Source organism: Marinobacter sp. C7, from assembly GCF_022343555.1.
In the GTDB taxonomy this organism is placed as follows: Bacteria; Pseudomonadota; Gammaproteobacteria; order Pseudomonadales; family Oleiphilaceae; genus Marinobacter.
In genome coordinates, this window is sequence record NZ_JAKQZH010000001.1 from 715,146 (window position 1) to 738,065 (window position 22,920).

Here is a 22,920-nt window from a genome sequence, read left to right on the forward strand (position 1 = left end):
AGCATGCAAATCGGAGTGATCGCTGACACCCACAGCAAAATGCGTCCCGAGGCTCTGGACGTATTGAAAGGCTCGGATTTGATCCTTCACGCCGGTGACGTTGGGCGGGACGAGGTTCTGGAAGCGCTGGAGGCGATCGCCCCCTTGGTTGCGATTCGCGGCAATATCGACAAAACAGGCCGCGCAGCCTCTCTTCCTGATATTCAGGATCTGGAATTCCTCGGCCACGCTTTTTACATGCTCCACGACATCAAAACCCTCGACATCGATCCGCAAGGCCTTTACCGCGTGGTGATCGCCGGCCATTCCCACAAACCCCGTAATGAATGGATTGGCGATGTGCTTTATTTCAATCCAGGTGGCGCCGGGCCCCGGCGTTTTACTCTGCCGATCACGGTGGGGCGGCTGCAGGTGAGCGAAGACGGTGTGGTTGGTGAGATTGTTGAACTGCCAGTTTGATCCGTTGGGGAAACCGGTAGAAATCTATTCTCTGAGAACACACGTTCAGCTTCGCTGACCCTGCAGCTGTCCCACATAGGCCGCGATAAACGCCGTTTCCTGAAACGCCTTCAACCCCGTATCGGCAAAAGCGATGGGCAGCGGGTTGGAGGCCAGGGAGGATTTGATCAGCGCCGGGGGCAGCAGAGTCACCGTCAACTCAATACCGGTGATCAGTTGAATGGCCGCTTCCATTTTGAAGCTGATGGCACCACCGGCAAATTTGCCTTTTGGCATCCGTTCTTTGATCGCGACAGTAGTGACCCCGTATTCGGCCATCAACTCCGAAAAGGCCGCCTGGAAGCGCTTCAGGTCCTCACGGCTATGGTTTTTCGGCAGTGACAGCTTGCGCACCTTGCACTCCGGCAGGTTGAATTGCCCCCTGTCCATATTCAGGAAACACACCACCGCATCGCTGCCAGTCAGCGCAACTCCGCAAACAATCATAGCCATTTCCCTCTCTTTTTCAGCTGTCGTCAGCCACAGCACTTCTTGAATTTGATACCGCTACCGCAGGTGCAGACGGCGTTGCGGGAGGGCGATTTTACGGTGGTGACTGTCCTTCCTTTATTCAGGATAGCGGTGAGTTCGTTGATGGATTCAACGGCGCCCTCGCGGGTATCCACCGAAATAGTCGCGTGCAGTTTCGCCTCGGCCACCTGTGCTTCAACCTCCTGCTTGCGCGCTTCACTGGTCACCACCAGCGTTAGCGGATACTTCCTGCTGCCACTCTTCTGGCTGGCGTTGGTCTGAAAGCCGCCGTAAGCGGTGTGGTGCTGGCGTGCGTCCTGCCGGCCCTTGTAGAAAAATTTATCTGACATGCTGATATCCTGAAGGGGAGAATGCCCAGGCTACTGCCGGGTGGAGTCTTTTAGCATGTTCGCGGGAACGGGGATATAGGGAAAACCGGGACATCCATTCTCAGTGAAACGTGATTATAGACAGGCCTGGACGTCGTCCCCAAGGGCAATCTCACCCGCTTCAACCACCCGCGTTGTGATTCCTCCGTGCCCGCGCATGGCGTTGTAACCGCCAGGCCCCAGTGACGTTTCCATTTTGCTGCAGGGATGGCAGAGACCGGTGTATTCCAGCACCACGTTGCCGATTCGGAATTGCTTGCCCTTGAGGGCCAGCAGGTTCAGGCCAGACACCACGATGTTGCGCCGGAAAACCTCGGGTGCGATGGCCTCACGGTGAAGGCAGGACGCAATCGCGTGCAGGTGTTCTTGCTGGATCAGGGTTACCTGCCGTTTGCTGGTTTCGCGACCCTTGAATCGGTCTCCCTCCAGGCCGTTGCCAGGGGTTATCGCCACGCTGTCGAGCGCCTGCATTGGCTCACCGCGTGCGGGGCGGATTCCAATCCATTCCACGCGACCGCATTGGGGGAGGGTGTCTAGCAGGGTTTGAAGTGGGGTTGATTCAGACATCAGCGCGCTCGTACACAGGGGAACCAGCTCCTTAATTCCCTTTTTTGAACTTTGCTTTGCAATTGCCGCTCATGCACATCGTACAGTAGTGCTCACGGTCCTCGTGTTTGGTGCCCTCTGCGATCGTGATGCCGCAGCCGTTGCAGAGCAGGATGGCAACGTCTCCGTCAAATTTCACAATGGCGTGTTCGTATTTCATAAGATCGACCGTACCCGACTTTCACACATTCCCACCAGATTACGATGCCCCCGTCGGGTCAGACTGCTGGTCAGCGATCATCGCTGGTAAGCTTTAACCGGAACTCGCCGGAGGGAGCGCGGTAATGACATCGCCCATTGAAAATGTTCAGAGCCCCTGGGTCAGGTTTCTCGCACATCTGTTCGTGATCCTTGTGGCCTGGACCATTTTTATTAAATACCTTTTCCCGATCGGCTTTGCGATGGCCAGCAATGAGGCATGGGCAACCTATATCTACTGGGATCTGTGGCCGGTTGCGCACCTCTGGCTGGCCTGGGCGTTGGTGGCAAGGCCCTGGTATACGCGCCTGCTGGCCCTTGGTATGTCTGTGGTGGAAATCCTGATCATCACCACTCTGTTCATCTGGTTCCTGGCGGAGCCGGAGTGGTCGATCTGGCGCACGAACTGGTTCGTGAACAAGGTGTTTGTGCTGGCCGCGTTTTTTCTGGTGTTGGGCACGGCACTTTTCCGGCCAGAGACGCTGAAGTCGCGGATCAGGTGAGGCGTTGGCGCCTCAGGACAGAACCTGGCCGCCGTCCACCACCAGCGTCTGGCCGGTTATCCAGCGGGCCAGGTCGGAGGCGAGGAACAATGCCACGTCGGCCACTTCCTCCGGCGTGCCCAGGCGCCCGAAGGGGATCCCGCCGCGAATACGGTCGTAGAGCTCCGGATTGTTCTGGCGGGCCTGATCCCAGACGCCACCCGGAAACTCGATCGAGCCTGGCGCAATGCCATTCACACGCACTTTGTACGGGGCCATGGCCACCGCGAGGCTGGACGTGTAATGAGCGACGGCGGCCTTGATCGCCGCGTAGGGAGCGGTGCGGGTCGAGGCGTGCAGGGCGGCGATGGAGGCAATGTTGATGATCGTGCCCCCGGTTTCCTTGAGCGCCGGCAGGCAGATATGGCCGGCGCGGACCGTGCCCATCAGATCCACCTCAACGCTGCTCAGCCAGCCTTCTTCGTTGTCCTCCCGCCCGAAGGCCGAGGCGCAATTGACCAGCACGTCCAGGCCACCCAGTTCCTCCATGGCGCTCTGCAGATAGGCTTCCAGCGCAGCCTTGTCGCCGATGTCGCACGGGGCCACATGCAGCGCCAGCCCCTCGGCTGCCACTTCTTGCGCCAGGGCGTCCAGCGACGCCTGCCCGCGCGCGCAAACGGAAACGCTGGCCCCGGCCCGGACAAATCCCAGCGCGATGGCCCGGCCAATACCTTTGCTGCCGCCAGCGACGATGACGCGCCGGCCCTGGAAATCAAACATGATAGAATGCTCCCGTATTTCCATTAGGTTTGGTCTCGCCTCTGGTCGCGCCAGTGGCTCGAAGCTCCAGCTACTTTACGCCGAAACGCGGATATGAGGAAAACAGGGACAGATCTGCTCTGATCCTGGAGAAAATTCTGTCCGGGTTTCATCAGGCAGAATAAATTAAATGGCCAGAGGAAAGGAAACAGACTAGCCAGATGAAACCGCTCTTCTTGATTGTTGCGTACCTCGTCGCCGTCACTTTGCCCTTGCTCCTGTCTGCCTGGCTCGGCGGCCCGCCACGCGAGTTCCACCAGGAACTGGCCTCCGGTCTTGGCATTCTTGCCTTCTCGATGATCCTCGTGGAATTCATCCTGTCCGGCCGTTTCAAGGCGATTTCCAATGACGTTGGCATGGATGTGACCATGCGGTTTCACCAGATCATGGCCCGCACAGCCCTGGTCTTTGCGGTGCTGCACCCGTTTCTTTACCAGGGCACGCCGACAGGGGGTGAGCGGCCCTGGGACCCCACGCGGCAATTGACGCTCACAACCGACTTTTCCGATCTGACGACCGGCATTGCCGCCTGGCTGCTGCTTGCAGGGCTCGTTGTCATGGCCATCGGCCGCAACCAGCTGGGCTACCGGTATGAGATCTGGCGCCTGTTACACGGGATTGGCGCGCTCCTGATCGCGGTACTTCTGTTGCACCATACCGTGTATGGCGGGCGTTACGGGTCGCAGCCGGTGATGACCTGGGTGTGGCTGGTCATGACAGGCGTGGCGGTTGGGTCGCTGCTGATGGTTTATCTGGTGGTTCCCTGGCTGCAGAAGGCTCGCCCCTGGCGCGTGACTTCCGTGGTCCGGTTGACGCCAAAGCAATGGGAAGTGACCGTTACACCCGATGGTCATCGTGGTCTGGATTACCAGGCCGGGCAATTCGTCTGGCTGAACGTGGGTCACTGCCCCTTCTCGATGAGAGAAAACCCGTTCTCCATTTCCTCCGCGCCAGCGGCCGGGCCGGACGTCTCCTTCATGATCAAGGAGCTTGGCGACTTCACGCGAACCATTGGCGAGATAAAACCTGAAACCGTCGCCTATCTGGACGGCCCCTATGGCAACCTGACGGTCGATGGTTGCGAGGAACCCGGTGTCGCGCTCATTGCCGGTGGCGTTGGCCTTGCGCCACTTCTGGGCATACTCCGGCAAATGCGCCTGACCGGCGATTCGCGCAAGGTGAAGCTGATCTACGGAAACCGGATCGTCGAGCAGATTGCCTATCATGAAGAGTTGGGTGATGAGGGGGTGGTCTACGTACTGTCGGAACCGCCCGAAGACTGGCAGGGAGAGACAGGTTTCATTGATGGAGCGCTGATGGATCGCGTGTTTTCAGAGAACGAGTTCCGCGACTGGGTCTTTGTGATGTGCGGGCCGGGAATCATGATGGATGTGGTTGAAGATCATCTGATCCAGCGGGGCACGCCTGCTCACCGGATTCTCTCGGAGCGGTTCAGCTATGACTAATCCCATCAAGCGGTTGACTCAGCGGCGGCGGCTTTCTCTGGTCATCTGGGGGCTGAATATCACCTTGGTCCTGATTCTGCTGGTTTTTGTGTTGCGCTGATTGAGGGCTGGCGAATTAAAATTGAACCAATCATGCTTATCAGGGTGTCACGGTGATCAACGTTTGCTCAGAAGAAGCCTTGTCGGAATTGCTGCAATCGAACCCGGCGGTTCTTTTGCTCTTTGGCGGACCGCACTGCGGCGTCTGCCAGGCCATCAAGCCTCAGCTCGACAAGCTCGCGAATGACGAGTTCCCGAAACTGGTGACGGCCTACATTGACTGCCAGGAAGCCGCCGCGCCGGTGTGTGCGGCCCGCGGCATTTTTTCTCTGCCTGTGGTTCAACTGTGGTTTGGCGGGCAGCGATTCGCGGAATTCGCGAGGGTGTTTTCCATCGGCGAGGTGCGCTCGGCTCTGGAGCGGCCTTATGGGCTCGTGATTTGAGCGCAGTAACGGAGTAAACCCCCATCTGCGTTTCCGGCCCCAAAAACGTTTACCGCTCCGAGGGAAGGTTCAGTGAAACAGAAAGGATTACTCACCGCCTGGAATGACGCCAAGGGATTTGGCTTTATTAAGCCTGAGGGCGGTGGTGAACGGGTCTTCGCGCATATCAGCAGCTATGCGGGCCGGGGCCGGCCGGTTTCCAATCGCAAGGTGACTTACAGCCTCACGAGGGGCGATCAGGGCCGGCCGAGAGCAGGGCGGTTCCAGTATGCGGGAGCGGCCAGAGTTGGCGCCAGTGTGGCTCCTGGAGTCTTGGTGGCGGCGGCTGTTGTGCTGATGTTTTTCGCGATGCTGACTGGCCTGTTCCATCGAGGTTATCTGCCGGTTACGGTTCTCGCTGCGTACGCCGGAGTCAGTCTGGTGTTGTTTGTGATGTACTGGATCGATAAGCGGGCGGCGCAACTGGGTGACCAACGCATCGCCGAAAACACGCTGCACCTCTTTGAGCTTTGTTGTGGCTGGCCCGGTGCGCTGATGGCCCAGCAGGTTTTTCGGCACAAGACGCGGAAGGGGAGCTACCAGTTCGTATTCTGGCTGGCTGTCCCGGCTAATCTGGGCGCTCTGGGTTGGCTGCTCTTAGCGCCCGAGGCGATGAGTTGGCGACAACAATTGGGCTTTGATTTGGAGAAGTCTTTGCTGTGGTTTGGAAGGTAGCAACAAGAGGAAACACAATGCAAAACAGGAATGCGGTAGCCCTTGCGGCGGTTCTCACGATGACAGCCAGTCCGCTCATGGCGCAAGAATCCCAATCCGGTATTGGCAAAAGCAATTTTTCATACAGTACCGTTGGCGGTTATTTGGGGCGGGTAACGCCGGATCAGGAGATCGTTGTTCTGGATGAGGTGTATGACGACTTTGGGGCTGCGGGCATCAATGGCTCGCTCCAGCTGGCTGACCATCTGGCGATTGGGGCTGCACTGGATGTTATAGCCAACGAAGGCAATCGCACCGAGATCACTGGCACGTCGGTCGGCTTGAGCGTGTTGGTGCCTGTTCCCATTGGGGACCGTGTGGACATTTTCCCCAGCATTGGCTTTGTCAGGAGTGAGGTCGAAGCCTGTGTGGATAACTTCTGTGTTACCGAAGACGACAGCGCTTTATCGTACGGCCTGTTTACCCGTATCTGGGTTGTGCCGGGTGCCCTTGAGATCAGCGGCGGCTTTTCGGATACCGATGAGGATAATTCTGACAGTACGACGTCAATAGGTGCGGCGCTTTGGTTCAGGGAACATCACAGTATCGAGCTGGATTTTGATCGCAGTGACAGTTTTGATGCTGTAACGGTGGGCTATCGTTATAGCCTGTGATCCCGATCAGCTCCAGCCCCGCACTACTGCCGAATAAACGCCTCGGTCAGAATGCCGAGGTGTCGGCGCAGAGTCTCTGAAAAATCCATCTGGAACACGGTCAACGGCTCCACCTGCATGGCTTTGCGGGCCGGCTCCGGCGGATGGGACATATGCCAGCAGCCGATCAACGCCTGCTGGCATTGCATCAGGTATCGCAGGCAGGCGGCTTCGTCCTGATCGGTCGCCGCAGCGATAACGGCCGTGATGCGGCGGGTCTGGGCCAGCAGGAACAGTTTGAATTCCCGGGCCTCCTCCTCGCTCAGGCCGGTTTCGAGGGCAATGTGAAGGATGGCGGTCAGGCCGCAGAACACCGGGTGGGCCAGAATGCGGTCAATGAACCGGTCAGGGAAGCCCTCTGGGCCTGTTGTTTCAACGTCCGAGACCCAGCCCGCCATGGCGCGACGGTACACGGCAATGAACAGCAACTCCTTGCTGCGGAAATAACGATACAACGCGGCTTTGGTGACCCCGGTTTCGCGGGCGACATCCGCCAGAGTCAGGCCGTGGAATCGATGCGCCAGAAACAGGCTTTCCGCCGCATCGAGAATCTGTTGTTCGCGGAGCGCCTTGTCCGACTGTGACCGGGCGCGCTGTTTACCACCGCATAATCTGTGCTTCAAAACCACCTCAAAGTACTCGCTCGTTGGCCACTGTCAGGCCTGCAGCCAGCCGGCCAGCCGTCGTGTCACGGTTCGGGGCGAGAGTTTACCAGACCAGACCATCAGCAGGTTGCGCAGCCCCGGAATGACAATAGCTTTGCGGCGCTGCGCCAGGGACCTCTTCACAACCGCATCCGCCGTCATGGTGCCGGCTTTGAACAGCTTGGTGTCGGTCATGTTGGCTTCTTGTGCGAACTCCGAATCGGTGGCGCCCGGGCACAGCGTGCTCACGGCAACGCCTGAATCCCTCAGCTCTTCGTGCAGTGCCTCGGAGAAGGAGAGTACGAAGGCCTTGGTGGCGTAGTAGATGGCCATATTTGGCCCGGCCTGGAACGCCGCGGTGGAGGCCACATTGATGACAAAACTTCCCCGCTGTTTGCGAAGGGATGGGAGCAATTGCCAGGTCAGGGAGACCAGGGAGGTAATGTTTACCTGAATCATCGCCAGCTGACGTTCGAGGGTGAGATCGGCAAAGGCACCGCGGTCGCCAAAGCCCGCGTTGTTGATCAGGCCGGACAGCGCCCAGCCGCCGTCGTGGATTTGCCGGGCCAGGTCGTCTGCGCCAGCCTGATCCGCCAGATCGGCCTTCAGGACAATGGCCTCGATCCCATGCTGCTGTTTCAACTCGGCGGCCAGCCTGTTCAAGCGCTCTTCCCGCCGGGCCACCAGAATCAGGTTTTGCTTTTCAGCTGCCAGTGCCCGGGCGAAGCACTCGCCAATGCCGGCACTGGCGCCGGTAATAACCACATACGACATGACTTTCTCCGTTTAAGTGAACGATGGTCACTTAATTTAATCGGGCAGTCGAGATCTGTAAATAACCATTGGTTACTTAAGCTGGGTGGCTTCGCCAAATTGGCCATTAATGACAAGTACATTGTCCCCTTGTCCTCTCACGGCCGTGAACTTTCCGCCCGTATCATGACCTCACAGACATTACGTTTACCGGGGGCTCATCATGATTGCCACGAAGACAAACGCGGACGTTCACCCGATTTCGGCGAGCAATGCCGCTCGCGCGACCACTCCCAAGGGTATGATCCCCGAAGTGCGGCAGCCGGATTTTGATCTGGCCGACGACGTGCCCAAATACTGGTGGGACAACGACCCGGCCAAAACGCTTTTGCTGGCCGCACTGTCGTCCAGTTTTCCGCCCGGTGAGCGCTTCTTTATCGATTCGGTACGCCATTACCAGAATCAGATCACGGACCCCGAACTGAAAGCGGCGGTGCGCGGTTTTATTGGTCAGGAGGCTCACCATTCGAAGGAACACAAGGCCCTCAATGGTCATATGCAGGAGCGCGGTATCAACCTTGATCGGCTGGAGCGGGAGATCCAGGATCTGATGAACTGGATGCGCAAGCACTTCAGCCCCGAGCGTCAGCTGGCCCACACGGTGGCCGTGGAGCATTTCACCGCCCTGTTGGCCGAGGAGTTTCTCCTGAAATACAACGCGCTGGAGGAAATGGACCCGCGCATGGCGCCCATTTGGGCCTGGCACGCGATCGAGGAATCCGAGCACAAGGCCGTGGCGTTTGATGTCTACAAGAGCATTGGCGGCAGCGAGTTTGTGCGCGTGACGGAAATGATGGCGGTGAGTGTGATGTTCCCGCTGTTCGCCGGGATTCACCTGGTTCAGCTTATGAAAGAAGACGGCCAGCTGTTCAACCTGAAGTCCTGGCTGGGCGGACTCAATTACATGTGGGGCAAGCCCGGCGTTTTCCGCAAGCTCTTGCCGTCTTACTTCAAGTACTACAGCCCCGGTTTCCACCCCTGGAATCACGATGCCCGGGACCTCGTGGAGAAGGCTAAGCGCAAGTGGCTGGCACCGGTGATGAAAAAGGCTTCCTGATGGTGCTCTTTTTCCGCTGACTATGGAGGCTGGCCGGCAGGGGTGCTCACTCTGGTTCTGGTACTTCCGCCAGGGACTCCTGCGTAGCAACACAGTTACGCCCGGCAGCTTTGCCAACATAAAGCGCTTTGTCAGCCCTTCTGACCAGTGATTCGTAAGATGTGTCCGATGGCAGGAACGAGGCCACGCTCAGCGTGACGGTTGCATGAAAGTCTGTGCCCTCGAGCCTGAACTCCATGCCTTCGATCTTTGTGCGAATACGTTCTGCCAGTGCCATCGCATTCTTTATCGGTGTATCTGGCAGAATGATGGCAAACTCTTCTCCGCCAATACGGCAGGCAACGTCCGATGGCCGGAGCTCTCCCTCGATCATCGTTGCGCTATCGATAAGTACGATGTCACCGGCGGCGTGGCCGTACTTATCATTGATGCTCTTGAAGCTATCGAAATCGAACATGATGACGGAGGAGGGCAAACCTGACCGCATGAAATGGGAATGATCGGCCTTCAACTGATTGTTGAAATGTTTCCGGTTGAAGAAGCCTGTCATTCCGTCCGTCAGGGATTCCCGGATCAGCCGTTCTTCCAGTTCTCTCTGGTAGGACACATCCCTGACAACCGCCATGGCAACCCGCACGCCATCCAGAATGATCGTATTGATCATGATATCGACGGGAATCTCCGTGCCATCGGCGTGAACTCCGCAAAACTTTTTATTCGCGCCCATGGGGCGGGGCGTGGGGTTCCGGAAATAGTGACTGACACGTTGCCAGTGCGTACCCCGGTGAAGCGCCGGGATAATCATCGACAGATCTGAACCTTTCAGAGTATCGACAGGGTGCCCGAACATTTCCTCGGCACGGGAGTTCGCCAGAGCAATTCGGTGGTCAGTGTCGACGATAACCACGGCATCAGGCAAAGCATCAAGTAATGGCAAAAGACTACTGGAAGTCGTTGTAAGCCGGTCGACGTTTTTCTCGGCGGGCATGGTCAAGGAGAACCTGCAAAAGAAACTGTGAACATATATTCATTACTATAGGCGGAATGGGGCAGAATGACTAACACAACGGGAAATGGATCTTTTCCATCCGCTTCATCAGCCGACGCCATGCTCGGTAACACTCTTCATGCTCAGCACCTGCCCTTCCTTCACGGTCTCCATGACGATGTAACTCCGGGAATCGTTCACTCCCGGTAGTGCCAGGATGGTTGCGCCCAGCAGCGAACGGTAGTGTTCGACATCAGCCACCCGGGCCTTGATCAGGTAATCAAAGTTGCCGGAAACCAGGTGGCACTCCTGTACTTCCGGAACGTCCATGGCCGCCTCCTTGAACTGTGCGAACACGTCCGGGCCGGTTCGGGTCAGGCTGATCTCGACAAAAACCGTGAGGCCAATGCCCAACTTACGGGCGTTGAGGATGGCTCGGTAGTTCTTGATATAGCCGTCGTGTTCGAGCTTCCGGACCCTTTCGAGGCACGGAGTCGGGCTCAGGTTCACCCGGTTGGACAGCTCGTGATTGGTGATCTTCGAGTTGTTCTGCAGCTCGTCCAGGATGGCCAGGTCGATACGGTCCAGTTTCCGCATGGCGTTGCTCCTCATACCAGTAAGTTTCGTCGAGATAGAAGAAAATACTGTAGTTGAGAAAACAAAAGGATCAAATAATGAATTAGTAGTTTTATTCGGGATTTTATCCTGTCGGCCCTGTTTAGACTTTTAAACGTCAGCGTGACCCCCCAGGTCGCGTTCATTCACTGCCCGACAGGAGCAAAAAGCCTATGATTGTGGGTGTACCCAAAGAGATCAAAAACAATGAATTCCGGGTTGGACTGACCCCAGAGGCGGTCCATGAGCTGGTTGCCCAGGGCCATTCGGTGGTGGTGCAGGCCGGCGCCGGTGCGGGTATCGATCTTACCGATGAACAATACGAATCAGCAGGCGCCAGGCTTGTGCCCTCGGCGGAAGCCGTCTTCGAACAGGCGGAGATGATCGTCAAGGTCAAGGAGCCACAGGCCTGCGAACGGGCCCTGCTGCGGCCTCACCACACGCTGTTTACCTACCTGCATCTGGCTCCGGATGTACCTCAAACCAAAGACCTCCTGGCTAGCGGCGCGACCTGCATCGCCTACGAAACCGTGACTGACAGCAACGGTGCGCTACCGTTGTTGGCGCCCATGTCGGAAGTGGCGGGTCGTATGAGTATCCAGGCAGGCGCTCATTGCCTGGAGAGTTCCCGGGAAGGTCGGGGGCTGCTGCTCGGTGGTGTTCCCGGTGTGAACGCTGCCACGGTGGTGGTGATTGGCGGTGGCGTGGTGGGCTTCAATGCCACCCAGATGGCGGTCGGGATGGGAGCCCGTGTCATTGTGCTGGACACGTCCATCTCCGTGTTGCGCCGATTCGATGCGGTGTTTGGCAATCGGGTCCAGACCCTGTTTTCTTCCTCGAAGGCTGTTGAAGACGCCGTTACGCAGGCGGACCTGGTCATTGGTGGTGTGCTGATTCCGGGGGCTGCTGCACCCAAACTGGTCAGCCGCGAACTGATTTCCCGCATGAAGCCCGGCGCGGCGGTGGTGGATGTGGCCATTGACCAGGGCGGCTGCTTTGAAACCTCAGCCCCGACCACCCACGCCGAGCCCACCTTCATCGTGGAGGATGTCGTCCATTATTGCGTGGCCAACATGCCCGGAGCGGTGGCCCGAACCTCCAGCTACGCCCTGAACAACGCCACTTTGCCCTATGTCCTTCAGATCGCCAATAAAGGTGCACCCCGGGCACTTGCGGACAGTTCAGGGCTGCTGAACGGATTGAATGCGGTTAATGGCGTGCTCACCTGCCCGTCGGTGGGTGCTGCCCAGGGTATCGAATCCATTACCCCTGAGCAGGGGCTGGCACTGATGCACTGATTGTTCCCGATTCTGTGGGTCTCGCCCACGGAATCGCTTTTCCATCGTTTGTTATCGGCATGTTTGATAACGCTCTTCGCACCATACGACAACAACAAGAGGTATTGATCCAATGGACATCGTGAGCTCTGTATTAGGAGACATTAACGCCATCGTCTGGGGTTGGCCCATGCTCATTCTCATCCTGGGCGTGGGCTTTTTTATGAGTCTTGGCCTGAAACTGATGCCAATACTGCGCATCGGCACGGGTTTTAAGCTGCTCGCCGGTGGCGTGAAGACCGGTAAGGATGAAGAGCAGACCGGTGAGGTGTCGCCTTTCCAGGCACTGATGACCGCCATGGCCGCCACAGTGGGCACCGGGAATATTGCGGGTGTTGCCACGGCTGTGTTCCTGGGCGGCCCGGGAGCGCTTTTCTGGATGTGGGTGACCGCCCTGGTGGGTATGGCCACCAAGTATTCGGAAGCGGTGCTGGCCGTGCGGTTCCGTGAAGTGGATGAGGAGGGCAACCACGTCGGGGGCCCGATGTACTACCTGAGGAACGGTCTTGGCCGGCGATGGGCCTGGCTGGGTTCAGCGTTTGCGATCTTTGGTGCCGTGGCCGGATTTGGCATTGGTAACACGGTTCAATCCAACTCCATTGCCCAGGTTATTGAAACCAACTTTGGGGTACCCGAACTGGTGACCGGCCTGGTGGCGATGGTACTGGTTGGAGCCGTGCTGATGGGAGGCATTCGGCGAATCGGTTCAGTGGCCGGAAAACTGGTGCCGTTTATGGCCGTCGCCTACATTCTGGCCGGCCTGGTGGTGCTTGCCATCAATGCCGATCAGATCGGCCCGGCCATGGCCCTGATCCTTGAAAGCGCTTTTTCCGGGCACGCCGCGCAAGGTGGTTTTGCAGGGGCGGCCGTTTGGGCGGCCATTCGCTTCGGTGTCGCCCGGGGCGTGTTCTCCAACGAGGCCGGCCTGGGCTCTGCTCCCATCGCCCATGCGGCGGCCAGGACCCGGGACCCGGTTCGCCAGGGCCTGATTGCCATGCTCGGTACCTTGCTGGACACCCTTGTCGTGTGCTCGGTCACCGGCCTGGTGATTGTTACCTCCGGTATCTGGGATTCCGGCGAGTCCGGAGCCGCACTGACTTCGGCGGCTTTCGGTCTCGCCTTGCCGGGGGTGGGGAACTACCTGGTCGCCATCGCGCTGGCGTTGTTCGCCTTCAGCACGATCCTGGGCTGGTCGTTCTATGGCGAGAAATGCGTGGAGTTCCTGTTTGGTACCCGTGCGATCAAGCCGTTTCGGGTGCTGTGGATTCTCGCCGTTCCCCTGGGGGCGGTTCTCAGCCTGGATTTTGTCTGGTTGGTGGCCGATACGCTGAATGCGCTGATGGCATTGCCCAACCTGATTGCCATCGTTGCCCTCAGCCCGGTGGTCTTCCGGCTGACCCGGGACTACTTCGATCGCCAGACGCTGGGTGTGCCCGTGGAATCCTCGGGAACCGGTTCCTGAGGCCAGACGCTGGCGCATGACCAAAAGGGGGCGGGTTGACTTCGGGAGGGTCAGTCTGCCCCCTGTTCTTTTAAATCGTTATGAGTGTTTACCCCGGGCTCTCAGGTTCCGGTTGGTCCGGATAACGGCTGAATAGGAGGTAGAGTGCGAGCGTCTTGTTCAGGTCCGATTCATGAGTAATGTGTATTCTTTACGCTTTGTAACATATTGAAATATAAATAAAAGGTAAGGGTGGTGTCGCGTGTATTTCTGATATTCTCGGAGTAGTTCACAAACCTGGTACGTGACTGATGGGACGATGGTGACATTGGATTCCTTCCCCTCTCACGGGGCAGGTCAGACCACCTGAACAACGGGATTTACATCAATGAATATGAAATCACTGCTCGTTTTTTTATCTCTGAGTGCCACCTCATTGGGTGCTGTTGCGGATGACACAGCCGACGCCGCGCTGGGTGGTGGTATTGGCGGAGCGATTGGGGCTGCCATCGGCAACGAGGTAGGTGGCAGGGACGGTGCTATTCTCGGCGGTGCCGTTGGTGCGGCAACTGGAACAGCCATTACCACCAAAGATCATAGAGAATACTATCGCCACGATGATCGCCGTCATCATGACTATGATTATGACGATCGCCGGTCTTACCGTAAGTCCGGTGGCCATTTCTGCCCGCCGGGCCAGGCGAAAAAAGGCAACTGCTGAGGCGGGACACGCCTGCAATTTGATCTCGCCGGCTGCGCCAAGGTCGGTAAAAGGATGAAGAACGGAGCGGTGAGGTGTCGCCGTTCCGGGCTCTGATGGATCACACTGTCCAATCCGCCGCTTTCGGGGGTACACTTCGGGTCTTTTGATCGGTGACCAACCCGCTGAAGGTACGATAGGACAAATCCATATGTTAAGAGTGCGAACGCTGTCGCCTGTACGGTCCCCCATAAGCGCAGACAGCGAACGTCGTGCCGCGGATGTCTTGCAACAAACAACGCCGCCCGATGCTGCTGCCAGTGATTTGGGCAGGTTGTTGTCGGAATCCGATACCCTGGAATTCTTTCAATGGCCCTGGGCTAATGGTTACGGCACCCTCGAGCATGACAACCTGCCTGCTTTCTTCCAGCCCTTTGCCTGTTATTCGGTTCGCACACAGGATGTTTCCTTACCCCCAGAGGTCAGTCAGTTACTCGATGACAATGGTGGGGCGATAGATCGCTGCTGTCTGTACCTGTACGACGATACCGTTGCACTGCTTCAACTGGATGTGTCTTTCCAGGCAGATGAGGCGCAGCTGTGTGAGTTACTCGGCGGGCACAGACTGGATGGGGCGCTATCAAGACTCGCAAGAGTCGTTTATGACAAAGTTGTCTATCCCGCCTTTCATGAATACGCGATTGGATTTGGCAAGAATAAACGCGCGGGGTCAATCGACTCGCTCGGGTACCTCCGGGATCCAAAGAAACTGACTGTCTTTCGGGATGTGTCGTTTGACTCCGAAGAGCCGCCGGAATCCTATGTGCTATGGACGGGGCGTTATGTTCTCACTCAGCCTGGCACGCTTGAAAGTCCACTTGGGGACCATTTGCGAACCTGGGCTTCTTATGCGGATTCAAAGGAAGCGCTCCTTGAGGAGCGCCAGTTCGTTGGTTCCGGGAACATTCTGGCGATAGCCGAGGATGTTGAGTCTCAGGCGGATAACTGGTTGCGTGGCCTGTCCGTTTGCCAGCTGTACAACGCGATTCTGTCCATTTATGGCGGAATCCTGAAATCCAGTTATTCCGAGCTCAACGATTACGCAAGCGCTCGACGCAGGAGCAGAGACCTTCACCGTCTCATGTCAGATATCACCAGGACCCTGGACCACCTGGAATTCACCCGGCTCGAGTTCAATGAGGCGATTACCGGTGTTCAGGCCGAACGGGCCAATGTGGTCCGAGCCGCCTACACGGCATGGAATCTGGAGGAGCTGATCCATAACTCCCTGGAACGGACCAATCTGATACGCTCCAGGATTGCCCGGCTTCTGGAGGCACGAAAGGCAGAGCTTAATCGGTCAGTAGAGCTGATACTCGCCGGTATTGGTGGGGTTGCGGTCATCGATCTTTTCATCTCCCTGACGACGGCCTCCCGGAGTTTGGACCAGGATGACATTCCGGGTGTCCTGGACGTGTTTGAGTGGCTTCAACCCGATGGTTCCATAGCCTTGTCCAGCACCATTCTCGTTCTGATCTCCGTTTATATTTATCTGGCCAAGCGTTGATGAAAAAGGAGTTTGCAATGACGGGCAGCGAGAGAGTCCGCTTTTTGGTGATCGTTTCTGCGGAACCGGACCAGATACCGGCGGCGAGTGAACAGATAGCCAGGCAGCTCTCAAAGCAGTTTGGCGGTGCCACTATTCTGGGCGGGAACGATTTGCCCTCGGTAACCGGTTATTGGGCCGAGGATGGTCACGCCTTCAAGAACACGTACAGTGGTACGATCCACAAAGAGCCTGTGTTCGCAGTCATGCTGATGGTAGTCCCGGAAGATGAGGAAAGGGCTTTTCTCGAGATTCAGAGCGCGGTTAAGCAGGCTGTCTCCGATTTCGGTCTGCGCAGCCGACACATTCATGTGGAAGTGAGTTCGGTGCGCTCAAGGCACTTCGATGTTTGCGACACCGAGAGTTGATGGATTGATACAGCCCGTAAAATGAATGCGCCCTTCCAACTGCGGCCCTACCAGCAGGAAGCCGTCGATGCCACGCTGAGCCATTTCCGCCAATCTGATGAATCTGCCGTCATCGTGCTGCCCACCGGCGCGGGTAAAAGCCTGGTCATTGCCGAGCTGGCCCGCCTGGCCCGGCGCAAGATCCTGGTGCTGACCCACGTCAAAGAGCTTGTTGAGCAGAACCACGCCAAATACGAGAGTTACGGGTTGGAGGGCGGCGTTTTCTCGGCCGGGCTTAAGCGCAAGGAAAACCGGCATCAGGTGACCTTCGCCAGCGTGCAGTCGGTAGCGGCGAACCTGGATCAGTTCCGGGACGAATACTCGTTGGTCATCATCGATGAGTGCCATCGGGTCAGTGGTGAGGAAACCAGTCAGTATCAACGGATCATCGGGTTGCTGCGGCAGCAGAATGACGCCCTCAAGGTGCTCGGGCTAACCGCTACCCCCTACCGTCTGGCCATGGGCTGGATCTATCGCTATCACTACCGGGGCTTTGTCCGGAGTGACGAGGACAAACCCTTCCAGCACTGCATTTATGAACTGCCGTTGAGCTATATGATCAATCGGGGCTATCTCACCCGGCCCGAGTTGGTGAATGCGGCGGTGGCGCACTATGATTTCTCCGCGCTGGCTCAGGATCGTTTTGGCGAATACGCCGAGAAAGACGTCAATGAGCTGCTGAGCAAACATCAACGTGTGACCCGGGCTATCATCGAGCAGGTGATGGAGCTGGCCGCTGAGCGCAAGGGGGTGATGATCTTTGCTGCCACGGTGGACCATGCGCGGGAGATCGCAGGCTATCTGCCGGAACACCAGACCGCCCTGGTGACCGGTGCGACCGATCTGAATGAACGGGCGTTGCTGATTCAGCACTTCAAACAACGGCAGATCAAGTATCTGGTGAATGTGTCCGTGCTCACCACCGGCTTTGATGCGCCCCATGTGGACCTGATTGCGATTCTTCGTCCTACCCAGTCGGTCAGCCTGTATCAGCAGATTGTGGGTCGGGGGCTTCGTCTGGACGAGGGTAAATCCGATTGTCTGGTGATCGATTACGCGGGCAACCACGTGAATCTGCATCATCCGGAGGTGGGGGAGCCGAAACCGAATCCGGACAGCGAGCCGGTGCAGGTGTTCTGCCCGGGCTGCGGGTTCGCCAATATCTTCTGGGGCAAAACCGACAGTGACGGCCGCGTGATCGAGCATTATGGGCGCCGTTGTCAGGGGCTGCTGGAGCCGGCGGAAGGTGACGAGCCCGCAGGGCACAAAAGACGCCCTGAACAGTGCGATTACCGTTTCCGGTTCAAGGAATGCCCGCACTGCGGAGGCGAGAACGATATTGCGGCCCGTAACTGCCAGCAATGTCAAAAGGCCATCATCGATCCGGACGATCAGCTGAGAGACGCGCTGAAGCTCAAGGACGCCATGGTGATCCGCTGTGCCGGGATCACGTTAAGTGTGAATGGCGGCAAACTGAGGATCACCTACCACGGCGAGGATGGGGAAGAACTCGGCGAGTCGTTTGATTTCAGTAAGCCGGCGCAGCGCATGGTTTTCAACAAACTGTTCGGGCGTCGCTTCGCCAACAGCCAGGCCCCGAAAAACTTCGGTACGACAGATGCGGTGCTGGAGCTGCAGGGCCTGTTGCCGGCACCGGATTTCGTCATTGCCCGCAAGCAGAAGCATTACTGGCTGGTGCAGGAGCGGATTTTCGATTATCAGGGCCAATACCGTAAGGCGAACGACGCCTAGGCGCCGGTTTTCCCCGCGGCATACGGCGATAAGCTGAACTACACTTCCAGTTAACCTACACCGGTACAGGGAGGCTATCGATATGGCTGTCCGACCGAACGTAGTTTTATTTGATGTCCTTGAGACATTGATTGATCTGGACCCGCTGGCGGCCCGGCTGGAAGAGGTTGGCCAGCCAGCGATTGTTCTGCAGCCCTGGTTCCTGCGCTTTCAACGCGATGCCATGGCATTGACCATTGCCGGTGACACGGCCCCCTTCGAAGCAGTCGCACGGGAATCACTCCGCACGGAAACGAAACACACGCTCAGTGAGCGTGATGTTGAGTACGTGGTCGAGGGGTTCTCCACGCTGCCCACCTTCGATGATGCCGCGCCGGCTTTGAAAAAACTCTCCGAGGCGGGCGTGGCCGTTGGCTGCCTTACCGTCAACAGCCCTGACAAAACACGCCGTTTCCTCGAGGGGGCAGGGCTTGCCGGGTTTGTTGACCATGTAGTCACGTCCAGGGATGCTGGTGTCTGGAAACCTCATCCGGAAATCTACCGTTTTGCCGCAAAACGTTTGGGTACGCCGATTGAGCGCCTGGCGCTGGTTGCCGTGCATGCCTGGGATTGCCATGGCGCGAAACGGGCCGGTGCGCTTTCGGGCTGGTGTTCGCGACTTGAATACAGGCCTGGCGATGTCTTTCTGCCGCCCGACGTCACTGGCGACAGCCTTGTTGAGGTTGCAGACAAACTGATGTCACTGCACTGAAGGCTGGTCACCCGGGCAACCTTCGCGCTGAGCAGGCCGTTGTCTCTTCGTGCCTCAAACGGCCAACTTACGGTATTGGCCGAAACACGAGTAGCTGGTTGTTGGCAGGCATGGGGTGATTCCCGGCAAGGGTCATCCCGGCCGATTCCGCCAGGGCGCTGAGGTCCACCAGGTCCCGGATGCCCATATGAGCGGCCTGGGATCTCAGCTGCTGATCAAAACGACGGTTGCTGTCACTGGAGTATTGGCCCTGATTGTTGAACGGGCCGTACAGGCAGAAGGCACCGTCTTCCGGCAGGCGCGCGCCGATGCCACGGAACATCTGTTCGACTTCGTTCCAGGCCATGATGTGGGCGGTATTTGCGGAGAAGGCCCACTTGAACGTGTCGACCGGCCAGTTGGCATCGCTGACGTCCAGTTCAACAACGGGCAGAATGTTGGGCAGGGCGGCCTGCTCCAGCCGGGGACGACACAGGTCAGCCGCCTCCGGATGGTCACTCGGTTGCCATTGCAGGTGTGGCATGGCCTGTGCGAAATGCACGGCGTGCTGCCCGGTGAGTGTGCCGATTTCCAGGACCTTGCCCGGCGAGGTAAAGATGGCCTGCAGCTTCTCCAGTATCGGGGCCTTGTTGTTTTCACAGGCCTGGGAATAGGGCAGGTCATTGGTCATCGGGTAAAATCTCCTCTATCGGATAGGGGCAGTGGTGACCGCCAGCCAATGCTTTTGTGATTAGCTGAGAATATAAGCCGCCGCTGGTTATAATGGCATATCTTGAACCGTGGCGGAGAATCCTATGCCAATCGAAAAGAATCAGGTGGTCTTGTTTCATTACAGCGTCAGTGATGACCAGGGTAACCCCATTGAAACCTCCCGTGGCGGCGAACCGAACGCCTACCTCCATGGCCACGGCGGCATCATCAAGGGCCTGGAAGAAGCCCTGGAAGGTCGGAACGCCGGCGAAACTTTCAGTGTCACCGTCTCCCCTGAAAAAGCCTATGGGCCGCGCAAGGCTGACGCCATCCAGCGCGTGCCAATCAAGCATTTGATCGGCGCCAAACGCTGGAAGCCCGGCATGATTGCCCAGGTTCAAACCGAGCAGGGGCCGCGCCACGTGGTCGTCGCCAAGGTCGGCCACAAGTTCGCCGATGTCGACACCAACCACCCCATGGCGGGCAGGACCCTGACCTTCGATATCGAAATCCTGGAAGTGCGCGCGGCAGATCCGGAAGAGATCGCGCACGGCCACGTGCATGGGCCGGGTGGGCATCATCATTGAGGGATTAAGGCGCCTCGAGGCTTTTTCATGATGAAATCAATCGCCCTGGCGGCACTGTTGGTCGTCCTTCTGGGGTTTATCGGTGTCCAGTATTACATTACTTCCGTCCCTGCTCTTGAGGCGCCCATCACCGTTGGTGACGTTCGAGAGGTGACGTCTGAGAAATCGCTGGTGGTTACGCTGGTGGACAGCGAAGGGCAGCGATTTACCGTCGGTCTTCGGGGCGATATCGACAAGCCGGAGGAAGCGGCGCTTTTCTATATCCGGAATCCGGATGTCATTCCCTATGTGTTCTGGCCGGCCCTGCGGAGTAATGATGAAAAACGGGTTCTGGAATTGCTGGAGGACGTGATTGAATCTGACGCCTCAGACGTTGCCGCCGTTCGCAGCATCTACTCGATTCTGAAGGAACGCAACTGACGATATCGCCGGCGTGGGGTCACACGGGTTCAGAGGTCAACGAACCGGGGAATCAACATGATCCCGACACCCACAGCCACCATGGTGAGGGCATCGGTCATAAGGTACGGATAAAGGATCAGCGCGAGTCCACACCAGCGGACGGCCATGTTTGACTGCCTTCGCCCGTAGATGAAATAACCGATACCGATGGAGCTGAAGATCAGGCCCCAGACCAGAAGCGCTGTATCCATAGCGTGAGTGTCTCCGAAGCAAAGGGTTTACCTTACCTTCTACGAATTTGTTTGGGGAGCCTCACAGCCTCTGCGTCCTCGCCCTGCATCCATGGGCTATCCTGAGATTCTCAACCTTCACCCGTGAGAGCCGAGCAATGATCGAAACACCACTGGAATTCCCCAGCCAGGGTACCACCTGCCGTGGCGTGCTTTACACGCCCGACGCCGACAGCAGGAATCTGCCGTGTATTGTAATGGCACATGGATTCGGCCTGACTCATGCCAGTGGTCTGGCTCCGTTCAAGGAAGCCTTCTGCAAGGCGGGTTATGCGGTCTTTGCCTTTGATTACCGCCATTTCGGTGACAGCGAGGGTGAGCCGCGCCAGGTGCTGAGCCCCGGGAAGGAAGTGGCTGACTGGCTGGCGGCACTGGCTTTTGCGCGGCAGCTGGATGGGGTCGACGGAAGCCGCATTTGCCTGTGGGGAACGTCGTTCTCTGGCGGGCTCGTGATTGTTGCCGCCGCAAAGGATGGCAACGTGCAATGCACCATCTCCCAGTGCCCGATGATGGATGGTCTGGCGTCCCTGTTGGGCGTCATCGGTTATGCCGGCATCATGCAGGCGCTGCGTCTGACCTGGCACGGAACGGTGGACTGGATTCGCCGGGGGCTGGGAATGTCTCCCCGGTATATTGCCTCGGCTGGCCGGCCCGGGGAGTTGGGCATGATGACGGCGGAGGATTGCCAGGAGGGCTACGTGCCCCTCATGGCCGATAATGCGTTGAATTACGTGGCTGCGGGCGTGAGTTACACGATTCCGCTGTTTCGCCCCACCCGTTTTGCCGCCAAAGTCACCTGTCCGGCACTGGTGCAGATCTGCGACCGGGACACGGTCGCCCCGGCGGATGCCGCGGCCAAAGCGGCCGGGAAAATGCCGAATGCGGAAGTGATGCATTATCCGGTCGGGCATTTTGACGTGTATCGGGGGGAAGCACTGGCCCAGTCCATAAGGGACCAGCTTGAATTCCTCGGGCAGAGCGGGCGGCTATAAAAAATCGGGGCAATAATCGGATGGAAACGCCCCGCAAAGTCAGTTCAACTAGGCTTGTTCACGTCGAAGAGAAGGTTGCGTCATGACGATGCCGGCTGAAGGAAACCCAAGGACCGCCCGACTGGTGGCGATCGCCCGCCACATCGAAGACCATGCCGATGAGAGGCTTACACTGGCCAGTCTGGCTGAGATGGCCGGGCTGTCTCCATCAAGGCTGCAAAAAGTATTTAAAGACGCCTTTGGCGTTTCCCCCAAAGCCTATCAGGACGCTGTTCGAATGCGCCGCTTCAGGCAATCCCTGAAGGACGGAGAGCGTGTGACAGACGCGATTTTTTCCTCTGGTTTCGGCTCTGTAAGCCGTGTCTACGGCGAAGCGATTCGCGATATAGGAATGACCCCCAAGGCCTATCGGGCTGGTGGCGCTGGTGAGGTCATCGTCTACGCGTGTCGAGCCACTGCGCTTGGCCTCATGGCGATGGCGGCGACGGATAGGGGCGTCTGTTTTGTCCAGTTTGGTGATGATGAAGAGTCACTGATGGCCCGGCTGGTGGCTGAATTCCCGAATGCGCAATTGAGGGCGTCTCCTGCTCAAAATGCCCCCGAACTCGATGCCTGGATGGAAGCGCTGGATCTGCATATCAGCAAGGGGGCTCCCAGGCCTGATTTGCCGCTTGATATGCGGGGCACTGCGTTTCAAATGAAGGTATGGCAATTCCTGCTGAGCATCCGGGAAGGTAAAGTCCTCAGTTACAGTGAGGTGGCGGCGGAAATCGACAACCCCAGAGCGGTCCGGGCCGTCGCATCCGCTTGTGCGAAAAACCGTATTGCAGTGCTTATTCCTTGCCATCGAGTCTTGAGAGGCGACGGAAGTCTTGGCGGGTACCGCTGGGGATTGGAGAGAAAGCGGGCATTGCTGGATACGGAAAGCAGGTCCTCCTAGGCCCCGTTCGGGAGATAAATCTGTCCCGGTTTTACCGGACAAGGTCGATATCCGGCACGAATCCGAAATGTGTCCTAACATTGAAAAACAA

General features: G+C 57.8%; 28 protein-coding genes. 18 read left to right on the forward strand and 10 right to left on the reverse strand.

Going from position 1 to position 22,920, the window contains the following annotated elements:
* Window positions 1-3 precede the first annotated feature (3 nt).
* Window positions 4-459 (forward strand): metallophosphoesterase family protein, encoded by a 456-nt coding sequence (locus MD273_RS03255; protein ID WP_239036334.1) that lies wholly within the window; start codon window positions 4-6, stop codon window positions 457-459.
* A 45-nt stretch (window positions 460-504) separates the two neighbouring features.
* Here MD273_RS03255 and MD273_RS03260 read toward each other — a convergent pair whose 3' ends face one another.
* The 3 genes from MD273_RS03260 to MD273_RS03270 form a co-directional block, all read right to left on the reverse strand.
* Window positions 505-945: a DUF3010 family protein gene (locus MD273_RS03260; protein ID WP_239037603.1), complete on the reverse strand. Its 441-nt coding sequence runs from the start codon at window positions 943-945 to the stop codon at window positions 505-507.
* A gap of 29 nt (window positions 946-974) precedes the next feature.
* Window positions 975-1,319, reverse strand: coding sequence for a PBPRA1643 family SWIM/SEC-C metal-binding motif protein (locus tag MD273_RS03265; protein ID WP_239036335.1), 345 nt, complete (start codon window positions 1,317-1,319; stop codon window positions 975-977).
* Window positions 1,320-1,433: 114 nt separating this feature from the next.
* Window positions 1,434-1,925 (reverse strand): MOSC domain-containing protein, encoded by a 492-nt coding sequence (locus MD273_RS03270; RefSeq protein WP_239036336.1) that lies wholly within the window; start codon window positions 1,923-1,925, stop codon window positions 1,434-1,436.
* A 323-nt stretch (window positions 1,926-2,248) separates the two neighbouring features.
* Between MD273_RS03270 and MD273_RS03275 the strand changes: the two genes are divergently transcribed.
* Complete coding sequence (locus MD273_RS03275; RefSeq protein ID WP_239036337.1) at window positions 2,249-2,665, forward strand: hypothetical protein; 417 nt, start codon at window positions 2,249-2,251, stop codon at window positions 2,663-2,665.
* 12 nt (window positions 2,666-2,677) lie between these two features.
* On the opposite strand, the gene MD273_RS03280 is transcribed toward MD273_RS03275, so the two are convergent.
* Complete coding sequence (locus tag MD273_RS03280; RefSeq protein WP_239036338.1) at window positions 2,678-3,448, reverse strand: SDR family NAD(P)-dependent oxidoreductase; 771 nt, start codon at window positions 3,446-3,448, stop codon at window positions 2,678-2,680.
* Window positions 3,449-3,624: 176 nt separating this feature from the next.
* On the opposite strand from MD273_RS03280, the gene MD273_RS03285 reads away from it, so the two are divergent.
* From MD273_RS03285 to MD273_RS03300, 4 genes are all read left to right on the forward strand, one after another.
* Window positions 3,625-4,929, forward strand: coding sequence for a ferredoxin reductase family protein (locus MD273_RS03285; RefSeq protein WP_239036339.1), 1,305 nt, complete (start codon window positions 3,625-3,627; stop codon window positions 4,927-4,929).
* A gap of 152 nt (window positions 4,930-5,081) precedes the next feature.
* A complete protein-coding gene (locus tag MD273_RS03290; protein WP_239036340.1) occupies window positions 5,082-5,411 on the forward strand; it encodes a thioredoxin family protein in 330 nt (109 codons plus the stop codon).
* A gap of 72 nt (window positions 5,412-5,483) precedes the next feature.
* Entirely contained in the window at window positions 5,484-6,125 is a 642-nt protein-coding gene (locus tag MD273_RS19135; RefSeq protein ID WP_239036341.1) for a DUF1294 domain-containing protein, read from the forward strand.
* A gap of 17 nt (window positions 6,126-6,142) precedes the next feature.
* Window positions 6,143-6,778 carry a putative outer membrane beta-barrel protein gene (locus MD273_RS03300; protein ID WP_239036342.1) on the forward strand — a complete coding sequence of 212 codons (636 nt, stop codon included), beginning with the start codon at window positions 6,143-6,145 and terminating at the stop codon, window positions 6,776-6,778.
* 23 nt (window positions 6,779-6,801) lie between these two features.
* Here MD273_RS03300 and MD273_RS03305 read toward each other — a convergent pair whose 3' ends face one another.
* Window positions 6,802-7,446 carry a TetR/AcrR family transcriptional regulator gene (locus tag MD273_RS03305; protein WP_239036343.1) on the reverse strand — a complete coding sequence of 215 codons (645 nt, stop codon included), beginning with the start codon at window positions 7,444-7,446 and terminating at the stop codon, window positions 6,802-6,804.
* A 27-nt stretch (window positions 7,447-7,473) separates the two neighbouring features.
* Window positions 7,474-8,235: an SDR family NAD(P)-dependent oxidoreductase gene (locus MD273_RS03310; RefSeq protein ID WP_239036344.1), complete on the reverse strand. Its 762-nt coding sequence runs from the start codon at window positions 8,233-8,235 to the stop codon at window positions 7,474-7,476.
* 202 nt (window positions 8,236-8,437) lie between these two features.
* On the opposite strand from MD273_RS03310, the gene MD273_RS03315 reads away from it, so the two are divergent.
* A complete protein-coding gene (locus MD273_RS03315) occupies window positions 8,438-9,331 on the forward strand; it encodes a metal-dependent hydrolase (RefSeq protein ID WP_239036345.1) in 894 nt (297 codons plus the stop codon).
* Between the two features lie 46 nt (window positions 9,332-9,377).
* Here the strand turns inward: MD273_RS03315 and MD273_RS03320 are convergent, their stop codons facing one another.
* Together MD273_RS03320 and MD273_RS03325 are read right to left on the reverse strand one after the other, a co-directional pair.
* Entirely contained in the window at window positions 9,378-10,319 is a 942-nt protein-coding gene (locus MD273_RS03320) for a sensor domain-containing diguanylate cyclase (protein WP_239036346.1), read from the reverse strand.
* A 108-nt stretch (window positions 10,320-10,427) separates the two neighbouring features.
* Window positions 10,428-10,916 carry an Lrp/AsnC ligand binding domain-containing protein gene (locus tag MD273_RS03325; RefSeq protein WP_502846032.1) on the reverse strand — a complete coding sequence of 163 codons (489 nt, stop codon included), beginning with the start codon at window positions 10,914-10,916 and terminating at the stop codon, window positions 10,428-10,430.
* 191 nt (window positions 10,917-11,107) lie between these two features.
* Between MD273_RS03325 and ald the strand changes: the two genes are divergently transcribed.
* The 7 genes from ald (at window position 11,108) to MD273_RS03360 (ending at window position 18,928) form a co-directional block, all read left to right on the forward strand.
* Window positions 11,108-12,232: an alanine dehydrogenase gene (gene ald, locus MD273_RS03330; RefSeq protein WP_239036348.1), complete on the forward strand. Its 1,125-nt coding sequence runs from the start codon at window positions 11,108-11,110 to the stop codon at window positions 12,230-12,232.
* A gap of 112 nt (window positions 12,233-12,344) precedes the next feature.
* Window positions 12,345-13,733, forward strand: a complete 1,389-nt coding sequence (locus tag MD273_RS03335; protein WP_239036349.1) for an alanine/glycine:cation symporter family protein — start codon at window positions 12,345-12,347, stop codon at window positions 13,731-13,733.
* A 367-nt stretch (window positions 13,734-14,100) separates the two neighbouring features.
* Window positions 14,101-14,433: a YMGG-like glycine zipper-containing protein gene (locus MD273_RS03340; RefSeq protein ID WP_239036350.1), complete on the forward strand. Its 333-nt coding sequence runs from the start codon at window positions 14,101-14,103 to the stop codon at window positions 14,431-14,433.
* 316 nt (window positions 14,434-14,749) lie between these two features.
* Window positions 14,750-15,979, forward strand: a complete 1,230-nt coding sequence (locus MD273_RS03345; protein ID WP_239036351.1) for a hypothetical protein — start codon at window positions 14,750-14,752, stop codon at window positions 15,977-15,979.
* A 17-nt stretch (window positions 15,980-15,996) separates the two neighbouring features.
* Window positions 15,997-16,386, forward strand: a complete 390-nt coding sequence (locus MD273_RS03350; protein ID WP_239036352.1) for a hypothetical protein — start codon at window positions 15,997-15,999, stop codon at window positions 16,384-16,386.
* A gap of 21 nt (window positions 16,387-16,407) precedes the next feature.
* The gene (gene radD / locus MD273_RS03355; protein WP_239036353.1) at window positions 16,408-18,177 is read left to right on the forward strand and encodes a DNA repair helicase RadD; all 1,770 of its coding nucleotides are present in this window, start codon (window positions 16,408-16,410) and stop codon (window positions 18,175-18,177) included.
* A gap of 82 nt (window positions 18,178-18,259) precedes the next feature.
* Complete coding sequence (locus tag MD273_RS03360; protein WP_239036354.1) at window positions 18,260-18,928, forward strand: HAD-IA family hydrolase; 669 nt, start codon at window positions 18,260-18,262, stop codon at window positions 18,926-18,928.
* Between the two features lie 67 nt (window positions 18,929-18,995).
* Here the strand turns inward: MD273_RS03360 and MD273_RS03365 are convergent, their stop codons facing one another.
* The gene (locus tag MD273_RS03365; protein WP_239036355.1) at window positions 18,996-19,598 is read right to left on the reverse strand and encodes a DUF938 domain-containing protein; all 603 of its coding nucleotides are present in this window, start codon (window positions 19,596-19,598) and stop codon (window positions 18,996-18,998) included.
* A gap of 124 nt (window positions 19,599-19,722) precedes the next feature.
* On the opposite strand from MD273_RS03365, the gene MD273_RS03370 reads away from it, so the two are divergent.
* Window positions 19,723-20,205, forward strand: a complete 483-nt coding sequence (locus MD273_RS03370; protein WP_239036356.1) for an FKBP-type peptidyl-prolyl cis-trans isomerase — start codon at window positions 19,723-19,725, stop codon at window positions 20,203-20,205.
* Between the two features lie 27 nt (window positions 20,206-20,232).
* Complete coding sequence (locus MD273_RS03375; RefSeq protein WP_239036357.1) at window positions 20,233-20,625, forward strand: hypothetical protein; 393 nt, start codon at window positions 20,233-20,235, stop codon at window positions 20,623-20,625.
* A gap of 29 nt (window positions 20,626-20,654) precedes the next feature.
* On the opposite strand, the gene MD273_RS03380 is transcribed toward MD273_RS03375, so the two are convergent.
* Entirely contained in the window at window positions 20,655-20,858 is a 204-nt protein-coding gene (locus MD273_RS03380) for a hypothetical protein (protein ID WP_239036358.1), read from the reverse strand.
* Window positions 20,859-20,995: 137 nt separating this feature from the next.
* Here MD273_RS03380 and MD273_RS03385 point away from each other — a divergent pair, with 137 nt between their 5' ends.
* Window positions 20,996-21,889: an alpha/beta fold hydrolase gene (locus MD273_RS03385; protein ID WP_239036359.1), complete on the forward strand. Its 894-nt coding sequence runs from the start codon at window positions 20,996-20,998 to the stop codon at window positions 21,887-21,889.
* Between the two features lie 124 nt (window positions 21,890-22,013).
* Window positions 22,014-22,829 carry a bifunctional transcriptional activator/DNA repair enzyme AdaA gene (locus MD273_RS03390; RefSeq protein WP_239036360.1) on the forward strand — a complete coding sequence of 272 codons (816 nt, stop codon included), beginning with the start codon at window positions 22,014-22,016 and terminating at the stop codon, window positions 22,827-22,829.
* The last annotated feature ends 91 nt before the right edge of the window (window positions 22,830-22,920 follow it).

Bases quoted from the DNA above. Each gene is read 5' to 3' on its own strand.
- MD273_RS03255 (WP_239036334.1), top strand. From the start codon at position 4: ATGCAAATCGGAGTGATCGCTGACACCCACAGCAAAATGCGTCCCGAG.
- MD273_RS03260 (WP_239037603.1), bottom strand. From the start codon at position 945: ATGATTGTTTGCGGAGTTGCGCTGACTGGCAGCGATGCGGTGGTGTGT.
- MD273_RS03265 (WP_239036335.1), bottom strand. From the start codon at position 1,319: ATGTCAGATAAATTTTTCTACAAGGGCCGGCAGGACGCACGCCAGCAC.
- MD273_RS03270 (WP_239036336.1), bottom strand. From the start codon at position 1,925: ATGTCTGAATCAACCCCACTTCAAACCCTGCTAGACACCCTCCCCCAA.
- MD273_RS03275 (WP_239036337.1), top strand. From the start codon at position 2,249: ATGACATCGCCCATTGAAAATGTTCAGAGCCCCTGGGTCAGGTTTCTC.
- MD273_RS03280 (WP_239036338.1), bottom strand. From the start codon at position 3,448: ATGGAAATACGGGAGCATTCTATCATGTTTGATTTCCAGGGCCGGCGC.
- MD273_RS03285 (WP_239036339.1), top strand. From the start codon at position 3,625: ATGAAACCGCTCTTCTTGATTGTTGCGTACCTCGTCGCCGTCACTTTG.
- MD273_RS03300 (WP_239036342.1), top strand. From the start codon at position 6,143: ATGCAAAACAGGAATGCGGTAGCCCTTGCGGCGGTTCTCACGATGACA.
- MD273_RS03310 (WP_239036344.1), bottom strand. From the start codon at position 8,235: ATGTCGTATGTGGTTATTACCGGCGCCAGTGCCGGCATTGGCGAGTGC.
- MD273_RS03315 (WP_239036345.1), top strand. From the start codon at position 8,438: ATGATTGCCACGAAGACAAACGCGGACGTTCACCCGATTTCGGCGAGC.
- MD273_RS03320 (WP_239036346.1), bottom strand. From the start codon at position 10,319: ATGCCCGCCGAGAAAAACGTCGACCGGCTTACAACGACTTCCAGTAGT.
- MD273_RS03325 (WP_502846032.1), bottom strand. From the start codon at position 10,916: ATGCGGAAACTGGACCGTATCGACCTGGCCATCCTGGACGAGCTGCAG.
- ald (WP_239036348.1), top strand. From the start codon at position 11,108: ATGATTGTGGGTGTACCCAAAGAGATCAAAAACAATGAATTCCGGGTT.
- MD273_RS03335 (WP_239036349.1), top strand. From the start codon at position 12,345: ATGGACATCGTGAGCTCTGTATTAGGAGACATTAACGCCATCGTCTGG.
- MD273_RS03340 (WP_239036350.1), top strand. From the start codon at position 14,101: ATGAATATGAAATCACTGCTCGTTTTTTTATCTCTGAGTGCCACCTCA.
- MD273_RS03350 (WP_239036352.1), top strand. From the start codon at position 15,997: ATGACGGGCAGCGAGAGAGTCCGCTTTTTGGTGATCGTTTCTGCGGAA.
- radD (WP_239036353.1), top strand. From the start codon at position 16,408: ATGAATGCGCCCTTCCAACTGCGGCCCTACCAGCAGGAAGCCGTCGAT.
- MD273_RS03360 (WP_239036354.1), top strand. From the start codon at position 18,260: ATGGCTGTCCGACCGAACGTAGTTTTATTTGATGTCCTTGAGACATTG.
- MD273_RS03365 (WP_239036355.1), bottom strand. From the start codon at position 19,598: ATGACCAATGACCTGCCCTATTCCCAGGCCTGTGAAAACAACAAGGCC.
- MD273_RS03370 (WP_239036356.1), top strand. From the start codon at position 19,723: ATGCCAATCGAAAAGAATCAGGTGGTCTTGTTTCATTACAGCGTCAGT.
- MD273_RS03375 (WP_239036357.1), top strand. From the start codon at position 20,233: ATGATGAAATCAATCGCCCTGGCGGCACTGTTGGTCGTCCTTCTGGGG.
- MD273_RS03380 (WP_239036358.1), bottom strand. From the start codon at position 20,858: ATGGATACAGCGCTTCTGGTCTGGGGCCTGATCTTCAGCTCCATCGGT.
- MD273_RS03385 (WP_239036359.1), top strand. From the start codon at position 20,996: ATGATCGAAACACCACTGGAATTCCCCAGCCAGGGTACCACCTGCCGT.